The sequence below is a fragment of the Desulfosporomusa polytropa genome, from assembly GCF_055380075.1.
Genome location: NZ_AP042400.1, coordinates 2612737 through 2639447, shown reverse-complemented (window position 1 = coordinate 2639447; position 26711 = coordinate 2612737). Strand labels below are relative to the sequence as shown.

At 42.1% G+C, this 26711-nt stretch carries 24 protein-coding genes and 2 riboswitches; of the genes, 21 read left to right on the top strand and 3 right to left on the bottom strand.

Going from position 1 to position 26711, the window contains the following annotated elements; genetic code table 11:
- Nucleotides 1-14: 14 nt before the first annotated feature.
- The 19 genes from ACZ449_RS14245 to ACZ449_RS14155 all read left to right on the top strand — a co-directional run bounded on the left by ACZ449_RS14245 (nt 15) and on the right by ACZ449_RS14155 (nt 22460).
- A complete protein-coding gene (locus ACZ449_RS14245) occupies nt 15-602 on the top strand; it encodes an RQC-minor-1 family DNA-binding protein (RefSeq protein ID WP_464261634.1) in 588 nt (195 codons plus the stop codon).
- Nucleotides 602-748 carry a hypothetical protein gene (locus ACZ449_RS14240; protein WP_464261633.1) on the top strand — a complete coding sequence of 49 codons (147 nt, stop codon included), beginning with the start codon at nt 602-604 and terminating at the stop codon, nt 746-748. Before ACZ449_RS14245 ends, ACZ449_RS14240 begins: the two co-directional genes overlap by 1 nt.
- Before the next feature lie 71 nt (nt 749-819).
- Nucleotides 820-1008, top strand: coding sequence for a hypothetical protein (locus ACZ449_RS14235; RefSeq protein ID WP_464261632.1), 189 nt, complete (start codon nt 820-822; stop codon nt 1006-1008).
- Nucleotides 1009-1160: 152 nt separating this feature from the next.
- A complete protein-coding gene (locus ACZ449_RS14230) occupies nt 1161-1778 on the top strand; it encodes a hypothetical protein (RefSeq protein ID WP_464261631.1) in 618 nt (205 codons plus the stop codon).
- 639 nt (nt 1779-2417) lie between these two features.
- Nucleotides 2418-4184 (top strand): sigma-54 interaction domain-containing protein, encoded by a 1767-nt coding sequence (locus ACZ449_RS14225; protein ID WP_464261630.1) that lies wholly within the window; start codon nt 2418-2420, stop codon nt 4182-4184.
- Between the two features lie 263 nt (nt 4185-4447).
- Nucleotides 4448-5506 carry a Leu/Phe/Val dehydrogenase gene (locus tag ACZ449_RS14220; RefSeq protein ID WP_464261629.1) on the top strand — a complete coding sequence of 353 codons (1059 nt, stop codon included), beginning with the start codon at nt 4448-4450 and terminating at the stop codon, nt 5504-5506.
- 156 nt (nt 5507-5662) lie between these two features.
- Nucleotides 5663-7066, top strand: coding sequence for an amino acid permease (locus tag ACZ449_RS14215; protein WP_464261628.1), 1404 nt, complete (start codon nt 5663-5665; stop codon nt 7064-7066).
- A gap of 522 nt (nt 7067-7588) precedes the next feature.
- Nucleotides 7589-9634: an OPT family oligopeptide transporter gene (locus ACZ449_RS14210; RefSeq protein WP_464261627.1), complete on the top strand. Its 2046-nt coding sequence runs from the start codon at nt 7589-7591 to the stop codon at nt 9632-9634.
- A 339-nt stretch (nt 9635-9973) separates the two neighbouring features.
- Complete coding sequence (locus tag ACZ449_RS14205; protein ID WP_464261626.1) at nt 9974-10747, top strand: transposase; 774 nt, start codon at nt 9974-9976, stop codon at nt 10745-10747.
- Nucleotides 10748-10826: 79 nt separating this feature from the next.
- The gene (locus tag ACZ449_RS14200) at nt 10827-13439 is read left to right on the top strand and encodes an FIST N-terminal domain-containing protein (protein ID WP_464261625.1); all 2613 of its coding nucleotides are present in this window, start codon (nt 10827-10829) and stop codon (nt 13437-13439) included.
- An 88-nt stretch (nt 13440-13527) separates the two neighbouring features.
- Nucleotides 13528-13722 carry a hypothetical protein gene (locus ACZ449_RS14195; RefSeq protein ID WP_464261624.1) on the top strand — a complete coding sequence of 65 codons (195 nt, stop codon included), beginning with the start codon at nt 13528-13530 and terminating at the stop codon, nt 13720-13722.
- A gap of 21 nt (nt 13723-13743) precedes the next feature.
- Nucleotides 13744-13830, top strand: a riboswitch (cyclic di-GMP riboswitch).
- A 96-nt stretch (nt 13831-13926) separates the two neighbouring features.
- Nucleotides 13927-16497, top strand: a complete 2571-nt coding sequence (locus ACZ449_RS14190; RefSeq protein ID WP_464261623.1) for an FIST N-terminal domain-containing protein — start codon at nt 13927-13929, stop codon at nt 16495-16497.
- 215 nt (nt 16498-16712) lie between these two features.
- Nucleotides 16713-17165, top strand: a complete 453-nt coding sequence (locus ACZ449_RS14185; protein ID WP_464261622.1) for a chemotaxis protein CheX — start codon at nt 16713-16715, stop codon at nt 17163-17165.
- Nucleotides 17166-17186: 21 nt separating this feature from the next.
- The gene (locus ACZ449_RS14180; RefSeq protein ID WP_464261621.1) at nt 17187-17555 is read left to right on the top strand and encodes a 50S ribosomal protein L18; all 369 of its coding nucleotides are present in this window, start codon (nt 17187-17189) and stop codon (nt 17553-17555) included.
- 161 nt (nt 17556-17716) lie between these two features.
- The gene (locus ACZ449_RS14175) at nt 17717-19432 is read left to right on the top strand and encodes a methyl-accepting chemotaxis protein (RefSeq protein WP_464261620.1); all 1716 of its coding nucleotides are present in this window, start codon (nt 17717-17719) and stop codon (nt 19430-19432) included.
- Nucleotides 19433-19800: 368 nt separating this feature from the next.
- Nucleotides 19801-20730 (top strand): hypothetical protein, encoded by a 930-nt coding sequence (locus ACZ449_RS14170; RefSeq protein WP_464261619.1) that lies wholly within the window; start codon nt 19801-19803, stop codon nt 20728-20730.
- 289 nt (nt 20731-21019) lie between these two features.
- Nucleotides 21020-21868 (top strand): potassium channel family protein, encoded by an 849-nt coding sequence (locus tag ACZ449_RS14165; RefSeq protein WP_464261618.1) that lies wholly within the window; start codon nt 21020-21022, stop codon nt 21866-21868.
- A gap of 149 nt (nt 21869-22017) precedes the next feature.
- Nucleotides 22018-22200 (top strand): beta-N-acetylglucosaminidase domain-containing protein, encoded by a 183-nt coding sequence (locus ACZ449_RS14160; RefSeq protein ID WP_464261874.1) that lies wholly within the window; start codon nt 22018-22020, stop codon nt 22198-22200.
- Nucleotides 22137-22460: a hypothetical protein gene (locus tag ACZ449_RS14155; protein WP_464261617.1), complete on the top strand. Its 324-nt coding sequence runs from the start codon at nt 22137-22139 to the stop codon at nt 22458-22460. Before ACZ449_RS14160 ends, ACZ449_RS14155 begins: the two co-directional genes overlap by 64 nt.
- Nucleotides 22461-22581: 121 nt before the next feature.
- Here the strand turns inward: ACZ449_RS14155 and ACZ449_RS14150 are convergent, their stop codons facing one another.
- The gene (locus ACZ449_RS14150) at nt 22582-22977 is read right to left on the bottom strand and encodes a pyridoxamine 5'-phosphate oxidase family protein (protein ID WP_464261616.1); all 396 of its coding nucleotides are present in this window, start codon (nt 22975-22977) and stop codon (nt 22582-22584) included.
- 120 nt (nt 22978-23097) lie between these two features.
- On the opposite strand from ACZ449_RS14150, the gene ACZ449_RS14145 reads away from it, so the two are divergent.
- Nucleotides 23098-23493 (top strand): winged helix-turn-helix transcriptional regulator, encoded by a 396-nt coding sequence (locus ACZ449_RS14145; RefSeq protein WP_464261615.1) that lies wholly within the window; start codon nt 23098-23100, stop codon nt 23491-23493.
- A 515-nt stretch (nt 23494-24008) separates the two neighbouring features.
- Here ACZ449_RS14145 and ACZ449_RS14140 read toward each other — a convergent pair.
- Nucleotides 24009-24158 carry a small acid-soluble spore protein P gene (locus ACZ449_RS14140; protein ID WP_464261614.1) on the bottom strand — a complete coding sequence of 50 codons (150 nt, stop codon included), beginning with the start codon at nt 24156-24158 and terminating at the stop codon, nt 24009-24011.
- A gap of 282 nt (nt 24159-24440) precedes the next feature.
- A riboswitch (molybdenum cofactor riboswitch) is annotated at nt 24441-24554 on the top strand.
- Nucleotides 24555-24621: 67 nt separating this feature from the next.
- On the opposite strand from ACZ449_RS14140, the gene tig reads away from it, so the two are divergent.
- Entirely contained in the window at nt 24622-25956 is a 1335-nt protein-coding gene (gene tig / locus ACZ449_RS14135; RefSeq protein WP_464261613.1) for a trigger factor, read from the top strand.
- A 168-nt stretch (nt 25957-26124) separates the two neighbouring features.
- Here tig and ACZ449_RS14130 read toward each other — a convergent pair whose 3' ends face one another.
- Nucleotides 26125-26607, bottom strand: coding sequence for a hypothetical protein (locus ACZ449_RS14130; protein ID WP_464261612.1), 483 nt, complete (start codon nt 26605-26607; stop codon nt 26125-26127).
- Nucleotides 26608-26711: the final 104 nt, after the last annotated feature.

Genomic DNA, 26711 nt, shown 5'->3' with positions numbered 1-26711 from the left:
AAGGGGTAATAACCATGAGCGGAAAAAAACAACGAGTCAGATATAAGATTGACAGCGGTGACATAAGCCACCTTGCAGATGAAGAAATAAAAGCAATTCTTCGTGCTGCCGACGAGCTTGTTGCGACCGGGGGAAGGAGTATGCTGGCAAAAGTCCTTAAAGGCTCCAAAGACAAAAAGGTTCTTGAGTACGAACTGGAGCAATGCCCTGTTTATGGATACTACCGGGAGCTGACCTTGCAGGAAATAACCAACAGGGTTGACTGGATAATAAAGAAGGGCTACCTTGAAATAGAATACAAAGACAGGCTTCCCCTGCTTGTTTTTTCGGAAATCGGATGGGAGATTGAGCGGGAAAACTATGCGGAGGAATTGCTTCAGAAGCTTGTGGAGCTGCTGGAGGGGAAAGATTACAGCTTCGTTCAGGAGTTGAAGGACAGAAACAGGGGAATGATTTTGCTCTTAATTGAAAAAATCAAACAGACCGGTAGTGCAAGGTTTATACCGTTGCTGAAAGCCTGGAAAGAAATTGAATACCAAAAGGTGCAGACTGAAATTCAAAAGGTCATAGAGTGCCTGAAAAAGGAAGGAAGGATTTTTTGATGAATCTTAACGATTTTGAAAACCGCATTGATAAAAAAATCCTTGCAAGGGGATATGACTATTTTGAAAACAACTGTGTAGTCTCAATAAAGGAAACGGATGACAATAAATATGAGATAGAAGTGGCGGGCACAGAGCGTATGTAAAAAAAAGTTCCTCAGAAGTTGAAAGCTATTATAAGTACCTTGTTCCTGAATTTAGGGAAGAGGATTTTGGTTTGTTTTTGAAATATATTGAACAGGCGGCAGCAAGGGCGTCCAACAGAAGGGCTTACCAAGGCGTTTGTGCTATTATCAGAAACCTGAAAAAAGCAGGGGGAAAAGATCAGGCGGTGGAAATCAAACAAAAACTTTTTATCAACTATGCAAACAGACCGGCGTTTAGGGATGAATTGACAAGGGTATAACCTCGGAATAGTATGGAATGATGAAAAACCGCGGATTTCGAATAATTCTAAACAAGGTTCTAAATAAAAACAAAAAAATGCAAAGTATACTACGGGTATAGCAAGTTACCATAACTACTAAATATAAAATAATTTAAGGAGAAAGATTACAAATGAAAAAACTGATTCTGACAACAATGCTTGCTTCGTTAACTCTTGTCGGTACTGCTTTTGCAAGTGTACCAGGTATGGATGCAGCCGCAGGACAAGGGCAAATAGGCTATTCCTATAATAAGTTAGATACCAGTGTGGGAACACTTGGAGATCTGGGTTCTTTAAAAAATAATAATTTTGAAGGTGCCTATGGTCTAAGTGAGAAATTCGCTGTTACCGGCGACTATCTGAATTCTGAGTCCAACAACTATTATTCGACAGGTAATGGCTATTACAATGATCTGAGTCTCAATTCAACTGAAATTGGCCTGCAATATAAATTAAATAAAAATGTTGCCGTTTCTGTAGGTAATGTAAAATCTGAACTTAAAGCCAACAGCGACTCGATTTCGACAAATGAAATGTTTGCCGGTATTGCGTATAAAGGCGCTATTAGCAACAAAGTAGGCAGCTATGCATCCTATATCCGTTCTGAAAATGTGCAGGACTGGAAAGCCGGTCTAACTTATGACGTAGGTAGCAACATCACACTTGATACAGGGTATCGTAGCTTTGATAATAATGACTTGGGTATCAAAGCCGACGGTATGGGCTTTGGTGCAAACTATAAATTCTAATTAGGAAGAATGTTGAAACGGGACTACCGCGGTAGTCCCGTTTGGGAGTTTTAGTAGCTACCAGAAGTTATAAAAAAATTCTGTTGACATAAGAACGACTTAGGCTTCTGCCGGCGACGCACCCGGATGGTGCTAGTGCCGATTGCGCCATGGATGGCATAGCAATTCGGCCGTCCTGAGGGATTTGGCACAAGCCAAGTTTTTTCTTATGCTAAACTGGAGAAAAAAGAAAATGGAGTGAAACCTGATGTCAAGGAGCCGCAAGAAAGAAAAGTAGTAGCGGTATCTATCATGTCATAGTGAGAGGTAGCTACGCTGGTTGGTATAATAGAAAACAGGAGCGGGTAGGACATTTATTTCAAGATCGGTATAAAAGCGAGCCTGTAAAAGATGAGACCTATTTGTTAGGTGTGTTAAGGTATATACATAACAATCCAGTAAAAGCAAAACTGATTTTGGAAGCAGAAGAATAAAATATACCCTATAGAGTAGACGGTAAAATATCTGCCCTATAGGGTATTTCTATATATTGACGCTTATATTTTCCCTTTGTCCACTGAGCAGGGAGGAATTAAAAAAATATATGGAGAAATGTGGTAATAACATTATAAAGAGGAAGGTATTTAGGGGGGATTGTGTGTGGTGAAAGTACGGAAATTAATAGCAAGCAACGACTGGAGTATCAGTAGCCGCGAAATGCAAGATATTTTAAATTCGACTCATGACGCGGTCGTAGCTGTCAATAAAAAAGGGATAATTATACTTTTCAATATCGCGGCTGAGCGGCTATTGAGGATTTCGGCGTGGAAGGCCTGTGGTGAATATGCACAGGACATCATTCCCGGTTCTCGTCTGCATTGTGTGTTAGAGACTGGTCTGCCTGAGCTTAATCAGCGCCAAGAGATTGGTGATTCTTGTATCCTCAGCAATCGTGTTCCGGTTCGGGATGAAAATAACCGAATTGTTGGTGCGGTGGCTGTATTCAGGGATATGACCGAAGTACGTCAGTTAGCCGAGGAAATGACTTGCATCAAAGAAATGAAGAAGTTATTGGAAGCCATCATCAACACTTCACAAGATGTCATTTCCGTTGTGGATGACCAAGGGAAGATTATACTTGTCAATCCGGCTTATACGCGGCTCATAGGGATGCGCAAGGATGAAGTTATGGGTAAACCGCCTACTGTGGACATTCGCCAAGGGGAAAGTGTTCATCTGCGTGTCATGCAATCAATGGAGGCAGTGCGGGGAGTGCCGCTAAAGGTGGGACCTGCCAATCGCAAGGTTATTATTAATGCGGCACCGCTGATTGTTGATGGCCGGTTGCGCGGCAGTGTGGCAATGGCGCATGATATTTCAGAATTGAAATTTCTCTCGGAGGAACTTGTCGGTATGGATGCGCTGCTAAATCAGGGGCAGGCCCGTTATACCTTTGATGATATAGTTTGTGGGCCGGCGATGCAGGCGGCGGTGAAGAAGGCCTGTCGGGCTGCGCTTACACCTGCCACAGTGCTGCTTACGGGGGAAAGTGGGACTGGTAAAGAGTTATTTGCCCATGCTATCCACAATGCCAGCCAGCGAAAGTTCCGGCGGTTTGTCCGGGTAAATTGTGCTGCGATACCGGAGACGCTGCTGGAAAGTGAGTTATTTGGCTACGAGTCTGGGGCGTTTAGTGGGGCTCTAAAAAGCGGTAAGAAGGGACTTTTTGAAGAGGCTGATGGTGGTACGCTGTTTCTTGATGAGATTGGCGATACTCCGCCGTCTATTCAGGTAAAATTACTGCGGGTGCTACAGGAGAAGGAAATTCTTAGGGTCGGTGGCGTCAGGACATTTGATCTTGATCTGAGAATTATCGTCGCTACTAATAAAAATCTGGAAGAAGAAGTAAGGATAGGAAATTTTCGCAAAGACCTTTATTACCGGCTTAATGTTTTTCCGATAACCATTCCACCGTTACGCCAGCGTATAGGGGATCTGCCGGAGTTAGCTCAGCACCTGTTAGCGAAGCTCAATCGGGAATATGGACGCAGCGTGCAAGGCATAGCGGATGATGCAGCGGCCTTGTTAGCCGAACACAGCTGGCCGGGTAACGTACGGGAACTGGAGAATGTCCTTGGCCGCGCTTTGATTAATATGCATTTTAATGAATATATGATTATGGTCTCCCATTTACCGCCGCTTACATCAAGGACAAGATCAAATGCAGAGTGTAAAGCTTTAGAAAATACGGTATTCCCTTGCTGTACGCTGGCGGAAACATTGGAAGAAGCCGAACGGAAGGCTATTGCTGGTGTTCTTGCGGGGTATGGCGGCAATCGGGCAGCAACTGCCCGTCACCTTAATATTTCTTTGCGTACCCTGTATTACAAACTGGAGAAATATGGAATAACCGATAGCGTAGGCTGATCGTACACTGCAAAACGGTTCACTGCAAGATTCTGCAATGCATGCAAAGTCTTGCAGTGATTTTCTTTGTCCAGATGGAAAGGTTAACTTTCCCTGGATGGAACGACTAAGGCTTATGCTGGCGTCCTAAAGGAATTTGCACAAGCCAAGTCTTTCTTATCTGGACAGTGCTTATAGGATTGTCGGGTGTTTTTATGTTGGCACACTTCTTGCGATTAAGTATTATCAGAGTGAATACTTAATTATTATAGGAGGGATTTGTAATGGAAATTTTTAAAAAGATGGAACAGCATGGATACGAGCAATTGGTTTTTTGCCATGATGCAGCCTCAGGTCTAAAAGCCATTATTTGTATCCATGACACTACTCTTGGCCCTGCGCTGGGCGGCACTCGTATGTGGCAATACGAGTGCGAAGAAGACGCAATTACAGACGTAGTGCGTCTTGCCAGGGGGATGAGTTATAAAAACGCAGCAGCCGGTCTCAATCTAGGTGGCGGTAAAACTGTTATCATCGGCAATTCCAAGACTGATAAAAGTGAAGCTCTTTTCCGGGCATTTGGCCGCTTTGTCCACAGTCTGAATGGACGGTACATTACGTCAGAAGATGTGGGGACAGCTGTGGAAGATATGGACTACATTCGGATGGAAACTCCTCATGTGGTTGGCTGTGGCGTGGCTGATCCATCGCCAGTCACTGCTTATGGAGTTTGGAAAGGTATGAAAGCTTGCGCCGCAGAGGTTTTTGGAACCGATTCGCTCCAGGGAAAAACTGTGTCTGTACAAGGGCTGGGGCACGTGGGCTATACCCTTTGCAAGCATCTCCACGGAGAAGGGGCTAACCTTGTTGTGACAGATATCAGCGAGGAGAATGTCAGCCGCATTGTTACTGAATTTGGCGCCAGAGCTGTTGCTGCCCATGAAATATACGGGGTGGATTGTGATATTTTTGCTCCCTGCGCTTTGGGTGCCGTGATTAATGATGAAACACTCCCACGGTTAAAGTGCCGCATTATTGCCGGTGCTGCCAACAATCAATTAAAAGAAACGCGGCATGGCGATCTTTTGCAAGACAAAGGAATTCTATATGCTCCTGATTTTATTATCAACGCCGGCGGCGTCATCAACGTGGCTGATGAACTGCAGGATAGTGGATATAATCGTGCCAGGGCTATAAAAAAAGTAGACGGTATTTATAATAACATTGAACAGGTTATTACTATCTCTAAACGGGAGAATATTCCAACCTATAAAGCCGCTGATATTTTGGCTGAAGAGCGGATTGCATTGATTGGCAAGGTCAAAAAAACCATGTTGCCGTAACCGCTATTTCCCCTCCCGCACCGGGATGCTGCTAGGAGCGCACCAGAGAGAACATAGTTATAGTTACTGATATAACGGTGGGGAGGGGGATTGTTTTCTACATGGGGAAATCTAACATAAATTATCTGAATTTTATAATAACAAGGAGGGAAAAAGATGAACTTGTTGCGTAAGAAAAGTATTGCGGAACTGGTTCGGGGGACAGAAGGGAATTGTCTGAGGAAGACGCTGGGAGCAACGGACTTGGTTTTATTGGGTATCGGGTGTATTATCGGGACCGGTATTTTTGTGCTTACTGGTGTCGCGGCTGCAAAATACGCCGGTCCCGGAATTATGCTGTCTTTTGTTTTATCAGGCCTTGCCTGCGCTTTTGCAGCGTTAACCTATTCCGAACTGGCATCTATGGTGCCGGTAACAGGTGGTGCGTACACTTTTGCTTATGTTGCAATGGGTGAAGTGGTCTCATTTATGGTAGGTTGGGCATTGATTTGCGAATACACGATTGGGTCGGCGGCGATAGCGGCTGGCTGGTCAGGCTATATGGTCGGGTTACTCAAGTCAGCAGGCATCGTATTGCCAACTGCGTGGACGGCGGTCCCGGCTGATGGCGGTATCTTGAATGTTCCCTCAATATTAATTACTGCCATCCTCACTTTTTTATTAATTCTGGGTACGAGAGAAAGTGCAGCCCTGAATAAAATCCTGGTATTTATTAAACTCGGGTGTATCGCCTTTTTCCTATTTCTTGCCACTCCGCATATTGATCCGTTAAATTGGCAGCCATTTCTTCCTTTTGGTTGGGGCGGTGTGGCTACTGGTGCAGCAATCGTATTTTTTGCCTATATAGGGTTTGATACTGTGGCTACCGCCGCGGAAGAATGTAAAAATCCCAATCGGGATATTCCGATCGGTATTGTCGGTTCGCTTGTGGTCGCTACCATACTTTATATTGCAGTTGCTGCTGTTTTGACAGGTGTTGTACCTTACTCAGCCCTGAACAACAGTGAGCCAGTAGCCTACGCGCTTCGTGCTATCGGCATGAACTTTGGTAGTGCTCTCGTGGCGTTGGGAGCTATCTGCGGCATTACCACCGTACTCTTGGTCTTTATGTATGGTCAGAGCCGTGTATTTTTGGCGATGGCGCGTGACGGGATGATTCCGCAAAGCTTGGTGAAGATTCATCCCCAATATGGTACCCCTCATATTATTACAATCATTGCTGGCGGCGTAGTGAGCGTGTTAAGCGGCTTATTGCCTATCAACATTATTGCTGAATTATGCAATATGGGAACACTTTTTGCATTTGTTTTAGTTTCGTTGGGCGTGTGGGTACTTCGCAGGACGCAACCCGACATGCCCAGACCATTCCGGTGCCCTGCCGTCGGGGTGGTTGTGCCGCTGGCCGTGCTGTTGTGCAGTTATTTGATTGTCAATTTGCCATTGAGAACGGTGCTTTTCTTCGGGGGGTGGCAGATAATCGGTATGGTGGTGTATTTCATGTATAGTCGTAAGAATAGTACCCTGGCCTCAAAACCTGTTGGCATTTCGTTGAAAGAGTGAAATTGTTTCAGCATAGCTAAAAATGTTTTTCTTTGCTATCCAGGTGATAGACGTTATGGATTAAGGTAATCAAATGACATTTTGGGAGTGGGATTACAAATCCGGTAGCAGGTAATGCGGATATATTACTAATGCCTTGTATTGGAGACAGGAAATACGCTGTATAAATCAATCGTCACAGAATATTAGCAATCAACCCTGGATCAACATCAACTAAAATTGCAAACCTCCTAGCCTTTGTAACTGTATGAACATTCGCCGGGGCTTGTATGCCGGTCGTACATTAATATTGTACTTGAAGCATAAGGATACAAGGGAAAGATCTCCTGGTGTCTTGATTTTTTGTATATATAAGTGGACAAAAACATTCTTTTGTCTGCCTATTGTGTATATTATCAAAGTTTACTGCGGAGCAAAAAAGAGCTTATTGCAGTAATAGCGAGAGGGGGGAGAGACTTGGAGATTTCGTAAAAATGTGACGGAATCCAGAGTGGCAAATATTATTAGGTGAGGAGGATACATATGAAACAAGTTGATTTTATGAGTGATGAACTGCATGTGCCTGAACTTACGCTTCGGGGTATGCTACTGGGAATGTTAATTACGGCCATTTTTACGGCATCCAATGTTTATTTGGGCTTAAAAGTAGGCCTCACGTTTTCGTCGTCTATTCCGGCAGCGGTTATTTCTATGGCGATTTTAAAGATGTTTAAGGATTCCAATGTCTTGGAAAATAATATGGTTCAAACTCAGGCATCGGCAGCAGGTACTCTTTCGGCAGTTATATTTATTATTCCCGGCTTACTGATGATCGGATATTGGCAGGGATTTTCTTTTTGGCAAACCTTGATGATTTGTGCTTGTGGCGGCAGCCTCGGCGTGTTGTTCACTATTCCATTGCGTCGTGCTATGATTGTCAATAGTGATTTGCCTTATCCTGAAGGTCTGGCCGCTGCAGAAATTTTAAAAGTAGGCAGTGGTAACGCCGCCGGTGCCAAAGAAAATGGCATAAAAGATATTATGGCTGGTGGTATTATTTCGGCTATTATCGGTTTGTGTGCAGATGGTTTTCATGTTATTTCATCGGCAGTGCACTATTGGTTCACTTTCGGCAAAATTACTTCGCAGCTGCCTCTCGGCTTTTCTTCTGCCTTATTGGGAGCTGGCTATTTGATAGGTATAGCCAGTGGTTTGGCAATGTTAGTGGGCACTATTCTGGCATGGGGCGTATTTGTACCATACCTTACATCTGTGCTGTTACCGGCAGCTGGGCAGAGCGCCAGTGCGTTTGCGTCCGCTGTATGGGCACAAAAGGTGCGGCTTATCGGTGCTGGTGTGATTGGTATTGCTGCAATATGGACGTTGATTACGTTAGTAAAACCAATCATCGATGGTATGCGCATTTCGATACAAGCCATGGGGCATTCGGAAACAGGAAAAAATTTACATCGCATGGATACAGATTTGTCTCCTAAGACGACAGCGATGGTTTTTGGGGTTATTGTTATCGGTTTAGTGGGAACATTTTATTCTTTTGTTGCTGATGCGAATCTGTCAGCAGGTACTACCTGGATTTTTGTTGTCGCAGGTGTTACCGTCGCTATCTGCATGGGCTTCTTTGTAGCTGCCGCGTGCGGCTACATGGCCGGATTAATCGGTACATCGGCCAGCCCGATTTCGGGGATTGGCATTTTGGGAATTATTATATCCTCGCTTGTTGTATTGGGAATCGGTACAGCGGTCAGTCTTTTTGATACGGAAATAGGTAGTAAATTCGCCATTGCTCTAGCTATTTTCATGACAAGTGTTATTGTTAGCATTGCCGCTATTTCAAATGATAATCTGCAAGATTTAAAGACAGGTTATCTTGTTGGCGCTACGCCATGGAAGCAGCAAGTGGCTTTATTTCTGGGTTGCATTGTCGGAGCTTTTGCTATTGCACCAGTATTGAATTTGTTATATGAAGCGTATGGTTTTGTCGGGGCTATGCCGCGTGCTGGAATGGACGAAAGTCAAATCCTGTCTGCACCTCAGGCAACGTTGATGACTACGATAGCCCAAGGGATTTTTAGTCATAATTTGGACTGGAATTACATTCTTTTCGGAATAGGAGTCGGGATTGTAATTATTGGTGTAGACTTACTATTGAAAAAAAACTCGGTAAAATACTGCCTGCCGCCGTTAGCCGTAGGCATGGGGATTTACTTGCCGCCTACCTTGGAAATGCCGCTTATCATAGGTGCAGTCATGAGCTATTTGGTGTGTCGGTATCTACGTAATCGGGCAACGCAACAGAGTCCGAAAAACATTGAAGAAGATGTGGAAACTTGCAACCGCCATGGTGTACTGTTTGCGTCTGGTCTTATTGTTGGTGAAAGTATAATGGGGGTTATCATTGCCATTATCATTGTATTTTCAGTAACTGGCGGCGGCAGCGATTCGCCACTGGCACTCGTAGGCAAGGATTTTGGCGCCACAGCGGATTGGCTCGGAGTGATCGTTTTTATCGCAATGATTGCCATATTTGTTTATCGCATTGTTAGTGTAAAATCCACGAATCAACGATGATTTCGCCTGTAACCATGACGAGCTATAATTAATTTTTATTGATGAACTTGGCTCTGTATATAGGCAAAAGCCACCGATCAGATTTTACTATGACCGGTGGCTTGTTTTCGGAGGGGATCGCGGGGTCAGGCTGTGCGCCAAGCAAAGGGTGTATCATATAGCGGGTGGGAACCCCGCTGAATAAGGTTTAGCGAAACATTCATAGCGAGTCTTGGACGGTATGGGGTAACCCATGCGGTTAAGCGTAGACAGCGAGATAGCAAAAGCAAAGGGACGGTTCCTTTGCTTTTGGCTTTTTTTATGCTAAAATGAAGAAAAAAGATAACGGAGTGAAACCTGATGTCAAGGAGCGCAAGAAAGAAAAGTAGTAGCGGTATCTATCATGTCATAGTGAGAGGAATTAATCGGCAGGATATTTTTCACGAAGAGGAAGATTATACAAAGTATTTGGAAGTAATCAAACGCGCAAAAGATATTAGTAAATTTGAGATATACGGATATTGTTTAATGAGTAATCATGTTCATTTGCTGGTGTGTGAAAAAGCAGATAGTCTGGATTCAATTATGAAGCGCATAGGAGTAAGCTACGCTGGTTGGTATAATAGAAAACAGGAGCGGGTAGGACATTTATTTCAAGATCGGTATAAAAGCGAGCCTGTAGAAGATGAGACCTATTTGTTAAGTGTGTTAAGGTATATACATAACAATCCAGTAAAAGGAAAACTGGTTTTGAAAGCAGAAGAATATAAGTGGAGTAGTTATAGGGAATATAATGCAGTAACGTATCCTGATATGATTATAAACAAAAGATTTATACTAGGGATATTTGCAGAGAGTGAAGAAATAGCTTTACAAAAATGGCGAGAGTTCGAAAAACAAGATAATAATGAAAAATTTCTCGATGTAGAGGCTATGCAACAAAAAATAAGTGATGAACGCTTATATCAAGAAATACAAGCTATTTTGAATGGACAATCAGTTGGAGTGTTGCAATCAATGGAAAAATCCAGCCGGGATAAAATAATACGCCAAATAAAAAATATCGAGGGAGCAACACAGCGGCAAATAGCCAGGGTAGCAGGTATTAATCAGAGTCTTGTGTTTAAAGCATAGGAGCGGTGGAACCGTCCCCTCGCTTTCCTGAGACCACCTTTTGAAAATAGTCGTGCTGCAGAAACTTTAGGAGGATTGTATGAAAAAAGAAAATCAACAAGCAATTGAAGTTGGCTATGGAATGGCGAAAGATGCTTCTTCAGTTTCATGTGGTATAAAAGCAGCCCGGCAGGCAGTATTATCCATCCATGTACATGCTATTTCAGCGGTTTTGGTATTTGCTTCTGTAGTGTACAACCTGGACGAGGTGCTGCAAGGTATTCATAGTGTAGTGGGGGATGTACCTGTTTTTGGGGCTACGACCGCCGGAGAGATTTGCGATACAATTTATCAGGGGACTGTCAGCGTTGTCGTATTAGCTTCCCCTTATTTACGGGTGCACTGTGGTGTGGGCACGAATGTGTCAAATGATTGGCGGCGCGCTCTCAATGAAGCGATTGACTCGCCGAAGGTATGGCCTTTTTTTTATGACTCCCAATACAAAGAAAGAATACGGCGTAAAGGGAGCGACTATTTTGTTATGCTTTCTGCACCTGGCATAACCCGGAGCACCCGCTATCACGGTTTTGAAATATTAGAGGCTCTTAAAGAAAAAGCCGGAGGAGAGTTTCTGGTGATGGGGGGCGGGGCAACCGATGTATGTCTGGAGGAGAATCATGTTCTTTTTAATCAACAGGCCTATTCTGACAGCATCCTGCTGGTTGTGTTCGAAACCGAGCTTCAGTTCGGCATTTCCTTAAGCCACGGTTTTCAACCTGCTGACAAAAGGGCAATCGTTACTGCTGTGGAAGGTGATGAAGTATTGACCATCGACGGAGTGACGGCGGTGGATGTATATAGTCGGCTGATAGACATTCCCAAAGAAGAAATGACGAGGATTCATCCCGCCCATGCCCATGAGAATGGAGTCACAATTGGGATATCTGACCCTATGGGACAACATAGCGTGAATCTGGTAGACTCAATTACGTCTCGCGGTGGCATCCGCCTGAGCAGGCCGGTTTCAGAAGGAACAGTTTTAACCAGAATGAATCCCATTAAGGCCAGTCTTGTGCAAGCGGGAGCGGAAGGCATTCGCAAAGCCGCAATCCGGGGTGACATAACGGACATAGCCCTGTGTCTGCTCTGCTACTGTTCGTTTCGACCCAAAATACTAGGCAACCTGATTGAACAGGAATTTGCCGGCATGAGGGAGGTACTGGCAGGCAAGCCGTTAGTTGGTTTTTGCTGTTGCGGTGAAATCGGCGTTGCAGATGATGGTGTCAGTCGCTTTAATACCTCATCAATAGCTTGCCTCGTACTCGGCGGACAATTGTCGCGGAATGCACGCATTACTATCAAATACAATGAAGTACTTGAAAAAATGGAAGTACAGTCCAATATACTTGCACGGACGAACAAAGAGTTGTTGACAGAAATTGTTGAGCGCAAGAAAATTGAAGCGGCTTTGCGTAGTGAAATTTCCGAAAAGGAAAAACTTGAAGCGGCTTTGCGAGAAAGCGAAAAAAAGTTAAAAGACTTTGCTCAAGCTGTACCTGATATTAGCGTGATTATAGATGAGGATGGCCGGTATATTGAAGTATTTGACAGTGGTTATCAGCTGCTAAAGAGGCCTAAAGAAGAATTGAATGGATATACACTTCACCAGAGATTTCCGGCAGAAACCGCTGAAGCTATCCTAAGACAAATACGGCAGACTATTTCATCCGGGATGTCGCAGTGTTTTATTCATAAAGTGGCGGTTGGAGAAGAACAGCGGTTTTTCGAAGGCAGGACAGCGCCAATGAGTTACCTGACTGACGGCAAAAAGACAGTAGCCGCTGTAGCGATTGACGTTACGGAACGGTATAAAGCAGAGAGAATGATCGAGTTCGCTTATGAGCTGCGGCGCAAAAGTGATTTCATCAATGATATCATTACCGGGAATATAAAGGTTGATGAAAAGGCCAGCGATACTGCCCAAACTTTTGGGCTTGATTTTTCTCGTCCGCTGTTCTGCTGTTTACTAACGGTGAATAAACCTGCCCATTCAACAGCAGAAATTAGCAGTACTACCAATAATCAAATACTTAAAAATAATATTATTGAGTTGATAAGTCGCGATTCCGGTTATTTAGTCTGGGATTGCCGCGAAGGAATAGGTGTTCTATGCCAAACAAGGGAGAGTGACGATGCTTGGGGAAATAGCATGCAATTTGCTTTTCGCCTTCAGGAAAAGATCACCTGTTACGACTCTGATTTTACAGTAAGAATTGGTGTTAGTAATATGTACAGCGGAACTGATAGTATAAACAAAGGTTATCAGCAGGCCTGGAGTGCTATTGTCGCAATGCGATGCCAGCGTGAAGGCAATAAGGTAATCAATCATTTTCGTGACATAGGCATTGTTCAACTGCTGGCAAACATGGACGGCAAAAAACAGGTTATGGAATATATTCATGAAAAGCTTGGTAAGCTCATCGATTATGACCGTAAAAAAGGAACGCAGCTTTTGCTTACCCTTGAAGAGATTCTGCAAAGCAATAACTTGAAAGAGTCAGCGGGAAAAATGTATGTTCACTATAAGACAATGTTTTTTCGGAAACAGCGTATTGAGAAAATATTAGGGGTCTCTATTGATGCGTATGAGACAAAACTTGCTCTTGCGGCAGCAGTTAAACTGTATAAATTGAGTGATGATTTCGATAAATGAGTTGAAAAAAGCACAGGTCCTTATCCTGCGAGGATATAACCTGTGCTTTTTTGTTTCTAAAAAGTAGGTATTCGAGATAATCGAAATTATGGTAAAGATGACTTATAATGTAGGACAGCCGCCGGCTGGTCTTAGCGATACAATTCATGTATGGATTACGGCGAGAGACACGAAAAGCAATGAGACGTCGGTTATCTTCAAACTGATTATTGGCGCTGCAGTGAGCGACCAGGAAAACCTGCAGGCAGAAATTATGAAAATAAACTTACCGGGAAACAGGTAAGTTTATTCGGAGTTCGAATAAACTATATAGGGGCAAACTTGCCGAAAGGTAAGGACGCAAAGCTATGGGTCTAAAGATTTAGTGCTCTATGACTGCCAGGTTGCAACGATTTAGGTTTATTTCGTTATAGCGTGGCAGTCTTTTTTGTTTGTCCAATACATTCTTTTGAGAATAGCCATGATGCAGAAGCTTTAGGAGGATTGTATGAAGAAAGAGAATCAGCAAGCAATTGAAGTTGGCTATGGAATGGCTAAAGACACTTCTTCATTTTCTAGTGGCATGAAAGCAGCCAGGCAGGCAGTATCATTCATCCATGTGCATGCCGTTTCAGCAGTATTGGTATTTGCTTCTGTAGTTTACAATCTGGATGAGGTGCTGCAAGGCATTCATAGTGTAGTGGGGGAAGTGCCTGTTTTTGGGGCTACAACCGCCGGGGAGATTTGCAATGGGATGCATAAGGAAACTGTGGTGGTTGCAGCATTGGCTTCTCCATTTTTGCGGGTGCATTGTGGAATAGGGACAGATGAATCAAAGGATTGGCGGCGGGCTTTAAATGAAGCGGTAAAATTTCCGGCAGTACAACCTTTTTTTCATAATGCTTCTGAGTATAAGCGAGAAATGAGACGAAAAGGCAGGGAGGCCTTTATCATGCTTTTTTCGCCAGGCAATACGCGGCAAAGCAATGATCATAGCTTTGAAATTGTGGAAGCGATTAAGGAACGGTCCTTGGGGGAATTTCCCATTGTTGGTGGATCGCCGGCTGACGATTGGCGGATGGAACAGAATTATGTTCTATATGCACAGCAGGCTTATCCTGACAGTTTGCTACTGGTTGTTTTTGAGACAGAGCTCCAATTCGGAATTTCGTTGACGCATGGGTTTCGTCCGACTGAGATGTGGGCAACGGTGACGGCGGTTGATGGGTATGAAATTTTAACACTGGATGGGATTGCGGCGGCTGACGGTTACAGCAAATTAGTCGGGCTGTCCAGGGCAAATTTAGAAGGAAAGCATTTAACTTACACAACGGGTACTACTATTGGCATAGCCGATTCCATGGGCCAGTACAGTGTGAATATTGCCAGCTATTTTACAGAGCGCGGCGGAATTCGCGTAACTCAGCCGGTGTCTGTAGGAACTGTCTTTACCCGAATGGAGCCTGATCCAGATAGCATGGCGGGTGCCGGTGTAGAAGGCATGCGCCGGGCGAGCATACGGGGAGGAATCATGGAACCTGCGCTTGGCATAGCCTATTACTGTGCTTTACGACCCAAAATCATGGGTGATAAGTCCGAAAAAGAAGTTGCTGATATGACAAAAGTATTAGCAGGAAAACCGTTGGTCGGTTTTTGCAGTTTTGGTGAACAAGGAGTCGCTGATAATGGCGATAGCCGTCATAGTAATTCTGCGGTTGCCGGTCTGGTGCTTGGAAGCCAGTTATCGCAGACGGCCCGGATTGCCTTTGAAAATAATGAACTGCTGGCAGAAGTGGAAGTGCAGAAGGAAATGCTGGTGAAAACCAACGAGGCATTGCTAAAGGAAATTTCCGAACGTACAAAAATGGAAGCAGCCTTGCGGGAAAGTGAAGAGAAGATAAAAGACTTTGCTCAGGCGGTTCCTGACATTAGTGCGATTATGGACGAGGATGGTCTCTATATTGAAGTATTTGGTGATATTAACAAGTTATTAACAAGGCCTGGCGAAAAATTCAAAGGCTTTACGCTTCATCAAATATTTCCTGCTGAAGATGCTGACAATAAATTAAGTCAAGTACGGCAGACTATTTTATCCGGGACGCCGCAGTGTTTGCTCCATCAAGTGGAGATTGGAGGCGTAATGCGATTTGTTGAACGACGGACGGCACCGATGGGATATTTGGCTAATGGAAAAAGAACGGTAGCTGTTGTAGCCATTGACGTTACGGAGCGGTGGAAAGCCGAAAGAATGATCGAATTCGCTTATGAACTGCGGCGTAAAAGTGATTTCATCAATGATATCATTACCGGGACTATAAAGGTTGATGAAAAGGCCAGCGATACGGCCAAAAATTTTGGACTTGATTTTTCTCTTCCGCTGTTCTGCTGTTTACTAACGGTGAATAAACCTACCAAGTCAACAGCAGAAATTAGCGGCGACACGACTAATAATCAAATGCTTAAAAATAATATCATTGAGTTATTAAGCCGCGATTCACGTTATTTAGTCTGGGATTGCCGCGAAGGGATAGGTGTTCTAAGCCAAACAAGGGACATTGACGATGATTGGGAAGATAGCATGCAATTCGCTTTTAAGCTTCAAGAAAAAATTATCCGCTATGACCAGGGATTGGCGGTAAGAATTGGTGTTAGCAATATGCATACTGGGACTGATATAAATGAAGGTTATCGGCAGGCCTGGAGCGCTGTTGCCGCGGCGCGATGCCAGAGTGAAGAAAGTAAGGTAATCAATCATTTTCGTGACATAGGCATTGCGCAATTGTTGGCAAACATGGGCGGCAAAGAGCAGGCAATTGAATTTGTTCACGAAAAGCTTGGTAAGGTCATTGATTACGACCACAAAAAAGGAACGCAGCTTTTGCTTACCCTTGAAGAGATTCTACAAAGCAATAACCTGAAAGAAGCAGCAGAAAAAATGTATATTCACCATAAGACGATGGTTTTTCGGAAACAGCGTATTGAAAAAATAGTAGGGGTTTCCATTGATGAGTATGAGACAAAACTTGCTCTTGCGGCGGCAATCAAGTTGTATAAGATAAGTACTATCTTCAATAAATAAGTTTAAGCGCAGGTTGTTATCCTTCAAGGATATAACCTGTGCTTTTTTATTCCTAAAAATTGGGGTGCTTAGATAATGGAAATTGCTAGAAAAATGACATATAATATAAATAGTTGGAATATTTTGGTGATAAATGTCGATAAATACATATTAATCAGTATCGCTATAAACCTTAGCGTAGACGTAAAATTCATAAGTAAGAGAGGTACTTCAGTATGGATGCACGATTTGTTAACTGCACTATTGCTGCTTTGTTAAGTGTACTTCCGCAATTGGGGTTTAAAAACGTAGTAAGAGGCAAAGTATTTGCGAAAGAGCAATTTATAGACAGTCTGGGGGTTGCAGTAAATGTGGTAACCAGTCAGCCTGCGGGCAATATCGTTTTTAATATGACGGAAGAATCGGCCAAAAGATTGTCATCGGTCATGTTAAACGGGGCAGCAGTGGAAGAATTAGATGATTTAGCGCAAAGCACAATTTGCGAGATGGTAAATATGGTCAGTTCTAATGCGGCGATTTCACTTAATAAGAGTGGAATCGAAATTCAATTAGCGTCACCTGCATTATCTCAATGCAATTCGAAAGTGAGAGTCTGTAATAGTAATTATATTGGCATTGAAATGGCTGTAGATGAACTGATGATTGAAATAGGAATTGGTTTGAATTAGTATGCGAAAGGAGTGAACATCTTGTTGCGAAAACTAAACAAAAACATCGTCAGCCCAAAGCGGCAATTAGGAGCACAAAAAAAGCTGGTTGGTTTCGCCGAACGATCGCGTCTCAATATGCTCCGCAGTTTGAAACACATCTATGTGCAAATAGTCAATGTTAAAACTGGTGTTATCTTAGTAGAGGTCAGCACATTGGATAAAGAACTCAGTGCCAAAGTCGAGTATGGCGGCATTATTAATGCAGCGAAAGTTGCAGGCGCAGCAATCACCAAAAGGGCTCTCGAAAAAGAAAGTACAAAAGTGGTATTTGATCGTGCCAGTATTTATCACAGCCGCGTGGCTGCGATGGTTGCTGCTGCGCGCGAAGCTGGACTTAAATTGTCCTAGCCTCTCTCCGTATTTCCTTACTCTTCACTTAGGTAAAATACCAAGTTTGGAATTGTGGATATCTCAAAGCAGTTGTTTAAAAACTTCTGTTATAGATGAAGGAAAATGTCTAAAAATGTCGAAAATTAGGTAATGATCAAATGTATAAAAGGAGAAACTAAATGAATTTTTTCGACAACATGAAAGTAAGTTTGAAATTAGGTGTCTTAACTCTGATTGCTTTGTTATCTATGAGTATTATAGGGTATACAGGATATTATTATCTTCAGCAGTCAAATGCAAATAGTAACTCTATGTATGCGAATCAATTGGTGCCAATTGAACTTATAAATGAAAATCGTTCTTATATTAACAGGGTGAATGCGGTGATAATGGAATTGATGATCACAACGGATGACAAAAGAAACCAAGAGCTTAAAAAGATTATAGATGATCGTGTAAAAAGCTATAATGAAAATTTTGCAGAAATTGAAAAAGCCAATTTAGATGCCAAAGCGAAGGAAAAGTTGGCTGAAATAAAAACTTCTATGCAAAAGTATCGTGAGGTCAGAGATAAAGTCATTGAGTTGGCAATGCAAAACAAAAATGCTGAGGCCTATGCACTATATGTTGCTAGCGCAGAGTCATTAGCAACAGAAGTTCAAGATAGATCCAGGGATCTTTCTAAGTATTGCGTTGAAATATCACAGAAAAATAATGCTGACAACAAAGCAGAATTCGAAAAATCAACACATATTGTAATTGGTATTATTTTTGTATCCTTAGTCATATTAGGATTAAGTGGGTGGTACATAACCAGAATCATAGCAACTCCCCTAAATGCAATGGTAGTATTTTGTAAAGAATTGGCAGCGGGTGATTTCCGTGATAAGCCTCGGAATGTAGTTAGAAAAGATGAGATTGGTCAAGTGGCCGATGCCTTGGCAGACATGAGGAGCGCTCTCCGTAACCTGATGAAACATATTAATGATTCGGCTGAGCAATTGGCAGCATCTTCAGAGGAGTTGACGGCTAGTGCCGATCAGTCAGCTCAAGCTGCCAACCAAGTTGCACAGTCCATTACCGATGTGGCACATGGTGCAGAAGAACAACTAAGTATGGCTGATGGCACATTTGCGGTGGTGCAGCAAATGTCAGCGAGTATCCAGCAAGTTGCTGTTAACGCCAACGAAGCATCTGGGGAATCAACTGAGGCAGTTAATAAGGCAACCGAAGGAAATAAGTCAGTGGAGAAAGCGGTAAAGCAGATGGTTTCGATCGAAAAGACTGTGACAACCTCTGCTCAAGTCGTCGCTAAATTAGGAGAGCGGTCTAAAGAAATTGGTCAGATTGTAGATACTATCTCCGGCATTGCTGGCCAAACTAATCTTTTAGCATTAAATGCTGCCATTGAGGCTGCCCGGGCAGGAGAACAAGGGCGTGGTTTTGCTGTGGTTGCAGAAGAAGTCCGCAAGCTTGCAGAACAATCACAAACTGCTGCCAAACAAATTGCAGCCCTGATTGGTGAAATTCAGGGTGACACCGACAGAGCCGTAGTAGCCATGAACGATGGTACTAGTGAAGTTAAGCTGGGAGCAGAAGTAGTCAACGCCTCCGGAAAAGCGTTCCAAGAAATTGCGGCTATGGTAACCCAAGTATCTGGACAAACAAAGGAAATGTCCGCGGCCATAGAACAAATGGCTAGCGGTAGTCAGCAAATTGTTGATTCAGTTAAACAAATCAATGAATTAAGCAAAAAGGCATCTGGAGAAGCACAGACAGTATCGGCTGCAACAGAAGAACAATCAGCATCTATGGAGGAAATTGCCTCATCCAGCCAAGCGCTAGCTCATTTAGCAATGGATCTTCGCGACGCTGTTAGTAAATTTAAAATTTAGGTGCTTATGGATTAGATAGAGTACATATATGTTGACTTATTTCATTGATTTGACTTGCGAAATCTTGATAAAACCGTGTGATGCGGACGGAACAATGGTAAACTCTCTAGACAGTTGCTGTCTTGTACAAATGTTATTATTAATAGCAGCATAAATTTTAATTCACTCTACAAACAGTCCGGAAAACTCAATTTCCGGACTGTTTTCAGGTTCTGGGCTGTGAGACGTTTGTTATGTATACCCTGTTTGGGGTGCATTTAGATCTGGGGGCTGAACTTATTTTTATTTGCAGGAATCCATATAAAAAAAGAAGAATATTCTAAAAATAGGGTTTTGCCAATTATATTTTGGCAATAAAGGAAGGAGTGATGAATTTGCGGTACATTTTAGTTATGTTTCTAATGGTGGTATTTATGGAATTCAGTGTGCCAGTTGGAGTATCAGCTGCGGACACAGCTTCGCCCAGTTTGACTCCTGAACAGTGGGGCGGGCAAACTTTTTTGTTTCATTCAATGCCCAAGGATCGGCAGGAAGAAGGCTATGAAATTTTTAAAACTACCGATGCCGACCGTGGCTGGGTAGGAGATCGTTCGGTTAGGCTTCCGTACGCTGCGCATGTTTACAAACGAGTCAGGGTAACTAGTGTAATTGATTTTCCTGCCGGTACCGGTCAGACCGAGTATCTCATATATATGACAGAAGTAAATACGGGAATGAAGTTGGTAGGGCGTACAGTGCGCGGTCAACTGGAGGGATTATTACTGGAATCTGATTTAAATCAGGCGCGCAGCCAGTTCCTGGGTAAAAAAGTATATGTAAAGAAACGTTTTTTACAAATGGAAGACAGTCTTGGGAGTGGGAGCGCACCCCAAGTCATACCTATCAAAATTGGCAGTGAGGCTAAGGTTGTTAACATTTATGACGGAGTCCGCACCAATGAACCAATCTGGTTGGTTGTTTCGGTTGATGGGAAAAGAGCGATAATGCCAATTGCATATAGTTGGAGCAATATAAGTGTTTCGGACTGGAAACAGACCTTGCCTTGGCAGGAAGAACTGTTTACAGAAGACGACCCTCGATCCAGTTTTGGCTGGTCTGAGGAGGTATGGGATAAAATTGATGCTGGCTTAGTAGACAAGGAAATGACCAAAAAACAAGTAGAGCTAAGCTGGGGGTCTCCTCTCAGTATATCGGAAAATCCTATTGGAAGTGGCGATTCAGTTTGGTCCTACGGAAGCAGTGTTTTAACATTTAATGGCGATACTCTCATATTGATAGACAACATGTGCGAGAAATAAACGGATTTTTGCAATTAAGGCTTACAATTTGAAGAGGCTTAATTTGAAGAAAATTTGTAAATGTAGCAGGAAAAATATTGTAGCTAAAGAAATAGAGACATAATTCACCTTTGCTGGTGGATTATGTCTCTTTACTTAATGGTTAATATAGAACATCGTGAGGCTACATTCAAAAATCATTATAACTAACCCTTGTTTTAGCACATTTACAAAAATGTGGGGCGTTAGCGGATAATTTTAGTATTTTTGTATAGGAAAATACGTTTTAAGATGTGAGGAAGGGGTCAAGATGGCTAACAGCAAAAAAAAATTTCTTATTGCAATAGTATCAGTTATCGTACCACTGGTATTTCCAGATTTAGTCGGTCAGTATTTTGATATTAGAAAGGGCTCTCATATAGCAGTTGCTATAGTTATTTTTCTTTTCTGTTTTGCCATAATTACCAGGGTAATGTGGTTTTTCTTAACTAGAATATTTGATTTTCAATTCACAAGTATTGCTCGCCTTAAATACATATTGGCTGGATATCTATATGTTATTGTATCATTCGCAGGAATTTTTTTATTGTTATCATTTGTTTATGATCTATTCGATGCTTCAAATAAATATTTTTACTATAATAGCATATCTGTACATGACACTGTTGAAGTTAAAGATTACATGATAGAGAATAATTTGCGTATTAATAATGAAAATGCATTCCAAGGAATAGGGGGGAGACTATGGTCTAGTGTTGATTCTTGGGAACTGCCGGAAAATCAGAGCGTGCTATTTTTGACAAATATTACAGGTCAAGTACCACTAAAAAACATATTGGAGACAGCAAAACTTCCTCGGAGCAGAGTAATCTATTACTTAGATAGTAATAAATGGAAAGTGTACGCCGATTGTCTATATCTAAGTACTGTTACAGTTGCAACTGTAGGTTATGGGGACATTTCTCCTAAAACCTCATTTGCAAGGATGTTTGTAGCGATTGAGGTACTTATTGGGCAGTTATTACTGATAATTGGGTTAGGGACGGTCTTCTCTGACCCATTTAAGGGCAATCATATACATACGCGGATGCGCGAACCAGAATCAATAATCTCAAGCCGACCTGAAGTAACTAGATTAAACAGAAATACAGATAACTAGTGGAACTACATTTCAGAAATAGGAGCTCATTCCCAATAGACTAGAAACAGTTTACTGTTAAGAAGAGTTAAGTGGAGTTTCTGAAATGGCACAGCACAGGTCTCTCGCTTAGCGGGCTGATCTTGAATAGTAAGAGCGGGGGTATTTTTTTGCTGCTGATATTACGTATTGGATTTTTGTTGATGATGCTTTTGATTTTTGACCACAGTGCGATCGCTATGGCACAGATACCGTTGCGCGGTGTGGTCGAAGGTTTTTACGGGAAGCCGTGGACGCAGGAAGAACGTCTGAGTCAGTTCAGTGTAAGCCACAACTGCAGTTATTGGCGCTGACAACAGTTGCAGATCACAGAGCCATTGCTATGATTGAAGCAGAAATAAATGAAGAGACGCAACTTTCCCGGAAGTATTACCGTTTATTGCTGGGAGAACGTGCCAAGCTTATCGATAAAGAAAAAAATACAAAGATTTCCGAAAAAACGGCGCGGGCTTTTGTTGACGAAGCAGCTTTATGGTATGAAAATAGGCATAAAAAAATGACGAGGACAAATGACAGAGTTAATCAAAAGAACCTACTTGATGATTACAAATGAGATCGGTATGCAGGCTGATTGCACCAGTAAAATATAATTCCCTGGTGCGAGACGAAAGCATTCACGCTATCGCGCGCATACTTCCGTCTCGCCCAGGGAGAAAATTTCATTAAGGTGCTCTTTAAACCGTCAATATCTTCTTTTCACCTGACATAGTTTGGCACACTGCCTGGATATTGTCCAAATAGAATATCTCGAACTTTCCATCGCCTACGGCGTACATGTTAGCGAGAGCAGGCATTATCTCCAGTGCCTTGCGTTGTGTTTCCGCTGTGGTGCAGAATACCGCTTTACCGCAGATGCGAAGGGTAGTATATTTGGCATCAACACAACAGATTTCCACTGTGGGATTGGCCACAAGCTGCTTGTACATATTTTTTTGATTAGAAGTACCAAAAGCCAGTTTTCCGTCATGGTCCATTACAAACCCCATTGGCCTAACATGTGGCTGACCTCCTTCGGTTGTTGCCAGATAAAAGACCCTGCTTGCCGATAAAAAATCCATAATTTCATTCATAGTAAATCGCTCCTTTATAATGTTTTATGTTATTATTGTATTACAAAATCAGTTTAATACAAGTACGCAGATTTTAATGATTAAGTATGGAAAACCATACCATATACGAGGAGAGTATGCATGAATAAGAAGATTGTGGATGTGGATGAAACCTATGCTGGAGAGAATCTACTTTGCCCTATTCGCTATACTATCGATGTTGTAGGCGGTAAGTGGAAACTGCCAATAATCTGTATGCTTGCCAGTGGATTGCCGACAAGGTACAGCAGTATCAAGCGTAAGCTGACAGGTGTAACAAATATGATGTTGTCGCAGTCGCTAAAAGATTTGGAAGCAGACGGTATTGTCCATCGTGAGCAGTACAATGAAGTTCCGCCAAGAGTGGAATATACATTGACTGACAAGGGCAAGAGCATAATACCGCCTTTGATGAAGCTGGCCGAATGGGGCGCAGGCCATATGCGAGAGGATCCGACATGCACGGTTTTCTGCGATACATGTCAATCGATGAAATAGTATTTTTGTCCCTTTCCCAAAAGAACAAGATAAAGTAATTTGGACGAAAAATGGTATATTGAGAAAAAGTGAGAAAACGGGCTGATTCGGGAGAAATTAGCGGAAACTATGAATAACTTAGATTCTATAGTTTCTTTTTGAGCGGATATAAGGCAATGGGTAGAGCGATTGAAATAATCTATATGGCAAAGGGTGGTATAATGATTATAGGTTTTAGATAAAAGGAGATGTTTAACGAATGGGAGATAAAAGCCCTAAAAATAAGAAAAAACAACTGAAAAAAGTCGCTGAGAAAAAGGCCGCTGCCCATAAGGAACAAGCGGATATTTTAAAATCCGAATGACGTTACAAACGAGTTGCAACATATATAATCGGTTGCAGCTTTTTTGTTGATGAAAAACTGGTTGATATATAGTTAAGCCCCCGGCGTGTGTGAAGCCGGGGGCTTAACTTCATTTGTCGTAATGGCTATTAGCGGTTATAAATTTAGGTATTCGCCATTGTGTAATAAAAATTCAGGAGCCTTCTCCGTGGCGCTGACCAGTGTGACTTTGATTTTTTACTTTCTTAGATCCTGAAAGTGGTTCAGGTATATCGTTGTCATTATTCTTTGTACGCCTAGGGGCATTTGGCGGTTCTACAGGGTAAGCTTCGGGCTTAGTCATGATATCTCCTCCAATTTATAGATTTGCTATGAATTTTTAGAGCTTTCTGGCGTCGATCGTTTCGGTCTCGCTGAGCCTGTTGTGCTTGCTAACTGTTATAGAGCGAAAATTTAACTCTTTGGTACATTTGTTCACCTTATTACATAGCGTATGGCGTCTTACTTTGTTTTATCCGTGGAATAATCTGAAAGAGTAGAAATTTGTCGTAAATTGTCGAAAAGTTTTCCGGGTAACTAGTTGACTTTTTTGCAGGATTTTATAGAAATTTCAAGAAAATTATATAATAAAGATGAGTTCCGAGTCATTAGTTTCCATTCCGGAAGTAATGACCGAAGGGTATGAAGAGTAATTTTTATGCCTGCCCCTATTGTGCGAAGGAAGTCTGGTAAATCAGGCTTCTTTTTTTATTTAAGTAGGAGCCTCAAAATTGGATCGATAATTGAATAAAAGGAGTATGAACCTTATGAATGCAACATTAGAAAAAGTAGAAAACAGTGAAGCTTACTTGGAGTTTATGATTGAAGCAGAAAAAATTGAGGAAGGTCTTGAAAAATCGTATAAAAAGAACGTTAAAAAATATAATATCCCTGGTTTTCGGAAAGGGAGTGCACCACGTTCAAGATTGGAATCGAAATATGGACCAGAAGTGCTCTATGAAGATGCTATTGATTTTGTTGTACCAAATGAATATTATGCTGCCATTAAGGAACTGAATTTAAAAACTATTGGCGAACCTGATATTGAAGTAGGATATATCGTAAAAGGAAAACCGGTTAATGTTAAGGTGCGTGTACCAGTTAAACCTGAAGTTAGCCTTGGAAAACTGGAAGGCTTAGAAATCAAAGTACCAAAACCGTACGAAGTGACTGAAAAGGATATTGAGAAATATTTGCAAGACTTGTGTTCGAAAAACAAAACAGTCATTGATAAGGCCAAAGAACATGCCGCCCTTGGAGATACAGTAACCATTGATTATGAATGTACAGTAGAAGATACTGATGTTGGGGGAAAAGAAGAAAATTGTAAGATAATTCTTGGTTCAGATTCATTTTTTCCTGGCTTAGAGGAAAAATTGGTGGGGGTAAAAAAAGGCGATAAGTTGAATGTTGAAGTTAGCTTTCCCCAAGAACATCCGGCAGTTCAATTGGCTGGTAAAAATGCATTTTTCAAGGTAAAAGTAAAAAATGTTGAAAACATTCAACTTAGAGAATTAAATGATCAGTTTGCCCAGGAAGTGGCAAAATTGAATAGTCTGGAGGAATTACGTTTAGACGCTAAGCAAAAGATTGTTGAAATGGCTTCTCAGCGTGATTTGAATATGAAAAAACAAGCTGTTATTAAGGCTTTATTGAATGCATGTGAGTTTGATGTTCCCGAACCCCTTGTCATGCAGCAAGCTCAGTCGATGCTAGAGGAGTTTACAAACCATTTAAAAGCTGAGGGAGGAACCATTGAACTGTATCTTCAGATGAACAATATGGATTTTGCAAGTTTCAAAAAACAAATGTGGGAAAACGCTAAAATAGTTATCAAATCCAATTGTCTGTTGGAAAAAATTATTGAAGAGAAGAATTTCGAAGTAACTGACGAAGAATTAAATAATGGCATTGAGGCATTCGGTATTAGTATCGGTATGGCACGAGAAAACGCCAAAAAAGAGAACATTGGTCCACTAGTTAACAAAGTGTCGTTTGATTTAAAAGCAGACAAGGCAGTCCAATATGTGCTGAATCATGCGGTTATTACGATTACAGATGCAACTGAGACTACAACTGAGGGGCCACAAGTTAATTCGTAAGAATAGTTGGCTAGATACAAAGTGAAATTAAGGTTGTTCAAAGATTGAGAAGCCGCTAATTATCTGTAATCGTGCAGACAATTGGCGGCTTTTGCTTATGTAGGTCTGGTTTCGCACCCAGCATCTAAACATAGCGAAGAAAATGCCCGCTATACGGGCGAGATTCAATTATTCAAAGGAGTAGGAAAATTGACCGTGGGCTCCGTTTTCCTTAATAGAAAAGAAATAGACAGTTGTCCAATCCTTCGAGCTAACATATTCTCCACCTTTACCCCAATATTGGAAATTACTAGCGGTATTAACTGGTGACGAAATATCTGGATCAGATAGATTCGCATTGGGATCGCCTTGCCAGACGCAACTGTTTGATATGGCATACAAACCAAGGACTTGTTCCCAATCACCATAATGTTCGATTGTAATTGTAGTAGAGGAATTAGGATTGATAATAAACCAGCCTTTGGTATAATCTGTATTACGGTTGGCATCCCAACCATGAAAAGTTACATATACAATTTCTGGTCGATTGTTAATCAATTCCAGCGTGGCTGTGTTTGCGGCTGAAGCCGGATTTGGTACAGTCACCATCACCAGCGTAAGCAGCAACAAACCTAAAAGAATTCGCATGATGTCCGGTCGATAGTTTTTCATTTACTATCATCTCCTTTGAATATCTTAAGAAAACCTAACTGCATTTTAATGATATAGGAATCAAAGCATTTTCACAAGTCTGATAGAAAAAACCTTTCAAAAAA

What these genes read in the sequence shown, in the direction of transcription:
- ACZ449_RS14245 (WP_464261634.1), top strand. Translation starts at nt 15, where the DNA reads ATGAGCGGAAAAAAACAACGAGTCAGATATAAGATTGACAGCGGTGAC.
- ACZ449_RS14240 (WP_464261633.1), top strand. Translation starts at nt 602, where the DNA reads ATGAATCTTAACGATTTTGAAAACCGCATTGATAAAAAAATCCTTGCA.
- ACZ449_RS14230 (WP_464261631.1), top strand. Translation starts at nt 1,161, where the DNA reads ATGAAAAAACTGATTCTGACAACAATGCTTGCTTCGTTAACTCTTGTC.
- ACZ449_RS14220 (WP_464261629.1), top strand. Translation starts at nt 4,448, where the DNA reads ATGGAAATTTTTAAAAAGATGGAACAGCATGGATACGAGCAATTGGTT.
- ACZ449_RS14215 (WP_464261628.1), top strand. Translation starts at nt 5,663, where the DNA reads ATGAACTTGTTGCGTAAGAAAAGTATTGCGGAACTGGTTCGGGGGACA.
- ACZ449_RS14210 (WP_464261627.1), top strand. Translation starts at nt 7,589, where the DNA reads ATGAAACAAGTTGATTTTATGAGTGATGAACTGCATGTGCCTGAACTT.
- ACZ449_RS14205 (WP_464261626.1), top strand. Translation starts at nt 9,974, where the DNA reads ATGTCAAGGAGCGCAAGAAAGAAAAGTAGTAGCGGTATCTATCATGTC.
- ACZ449_RS14200 (WP_464261625.1), top strand. Translation starts at nt 10,827, where the DNA reads ATGAAAAAAGAAAATCAACAAGCAATTGAAGTTGGCTATGGAATGGCG.
- ACZ449_RS14195 (WP_464261624.1), top strand. Translation starts at nt 13,528, where the DNA reads ATGGTAAAGATGACTTATAATGTAGGACAGCCGCCGGCTGGTCTTAGC.
- ACZ449_RS14190 (WP_464261623.1), top strand. Translation starts at nt 13,927, where the DNA reads ATGAAGAAAGAGAATCAGCAAGCAATTGAAGTTGGCTATGGAATGGCT.
- ACZ449_RS14185 (WP_464261622.1), top strand. Translation starts at nt 16,713, where the DNA reads ATGGATGCACGATTTGTTAACTGCACTATTGCTGCTTTGTTAAGTGTA.
- ACZ449_RS14175 (WP_464261620.1), top strand. Translation starts at nt 17,717, where the DNA reads ATGAATTTTTTCGACAACATGAAAGTAAGTTTGAAATTAGGTGTCTTA.
- ACZ449_RS14170 (WP_464261619.1), top strand. Translation starts at nt 19,801, where the DNA reads ATGAATTTGCGGTACATTTTAGTTATGTTTCTAATGGTGGTATTTATG.
- ACZ449_RS14165 (WP_464261618.1), top strand. Translation starts at nt 21,020, where the DNA reads ATGGCTAACAGCAAAAAAAAATTTCTTATTGCAATAGTATCAGTTATC.
- ACZ449_RS14150 (WP_464261616.1), bottom strand. Translation starts at nt 22,977, where the DNA reads ATGAATGAAATTATGGATTTTTTATCGGCAAGCAGGGTCTTTTATCTG.
- ACZ449_RS14145 (WP_464261615.1), top strand. Translation starts at nt 23,098, where the DNA reads ATGAATAAGAAGATTGTGGATGTGGATGAAACCTATGCTGGAGAGAAT.
- ACZ449_RS14140 (WP_464261614.1), bottom strand. Translation starts at nt 24,158, where the DNA reads ATGACTAAGCCCGAAGCTTACCCTGTAGAACCGCCAAATGCCCCTAGG.
- tig (WP_464261613.1), top strand. Translation starts at nt 24,622, where the DNA reads ATGAATGCAACATTAGAAAAAGTAGAAAACAGTGAAGCTTACTTGGAG.
- ACZ449_RS14130 (WP_464261612.1), bottom strand. Translation starts at nt 26,607, where the DNA reads ATGAAAAACTATCGACCGGACATCATGCGAATTCTTTTAGGTTTGTTG.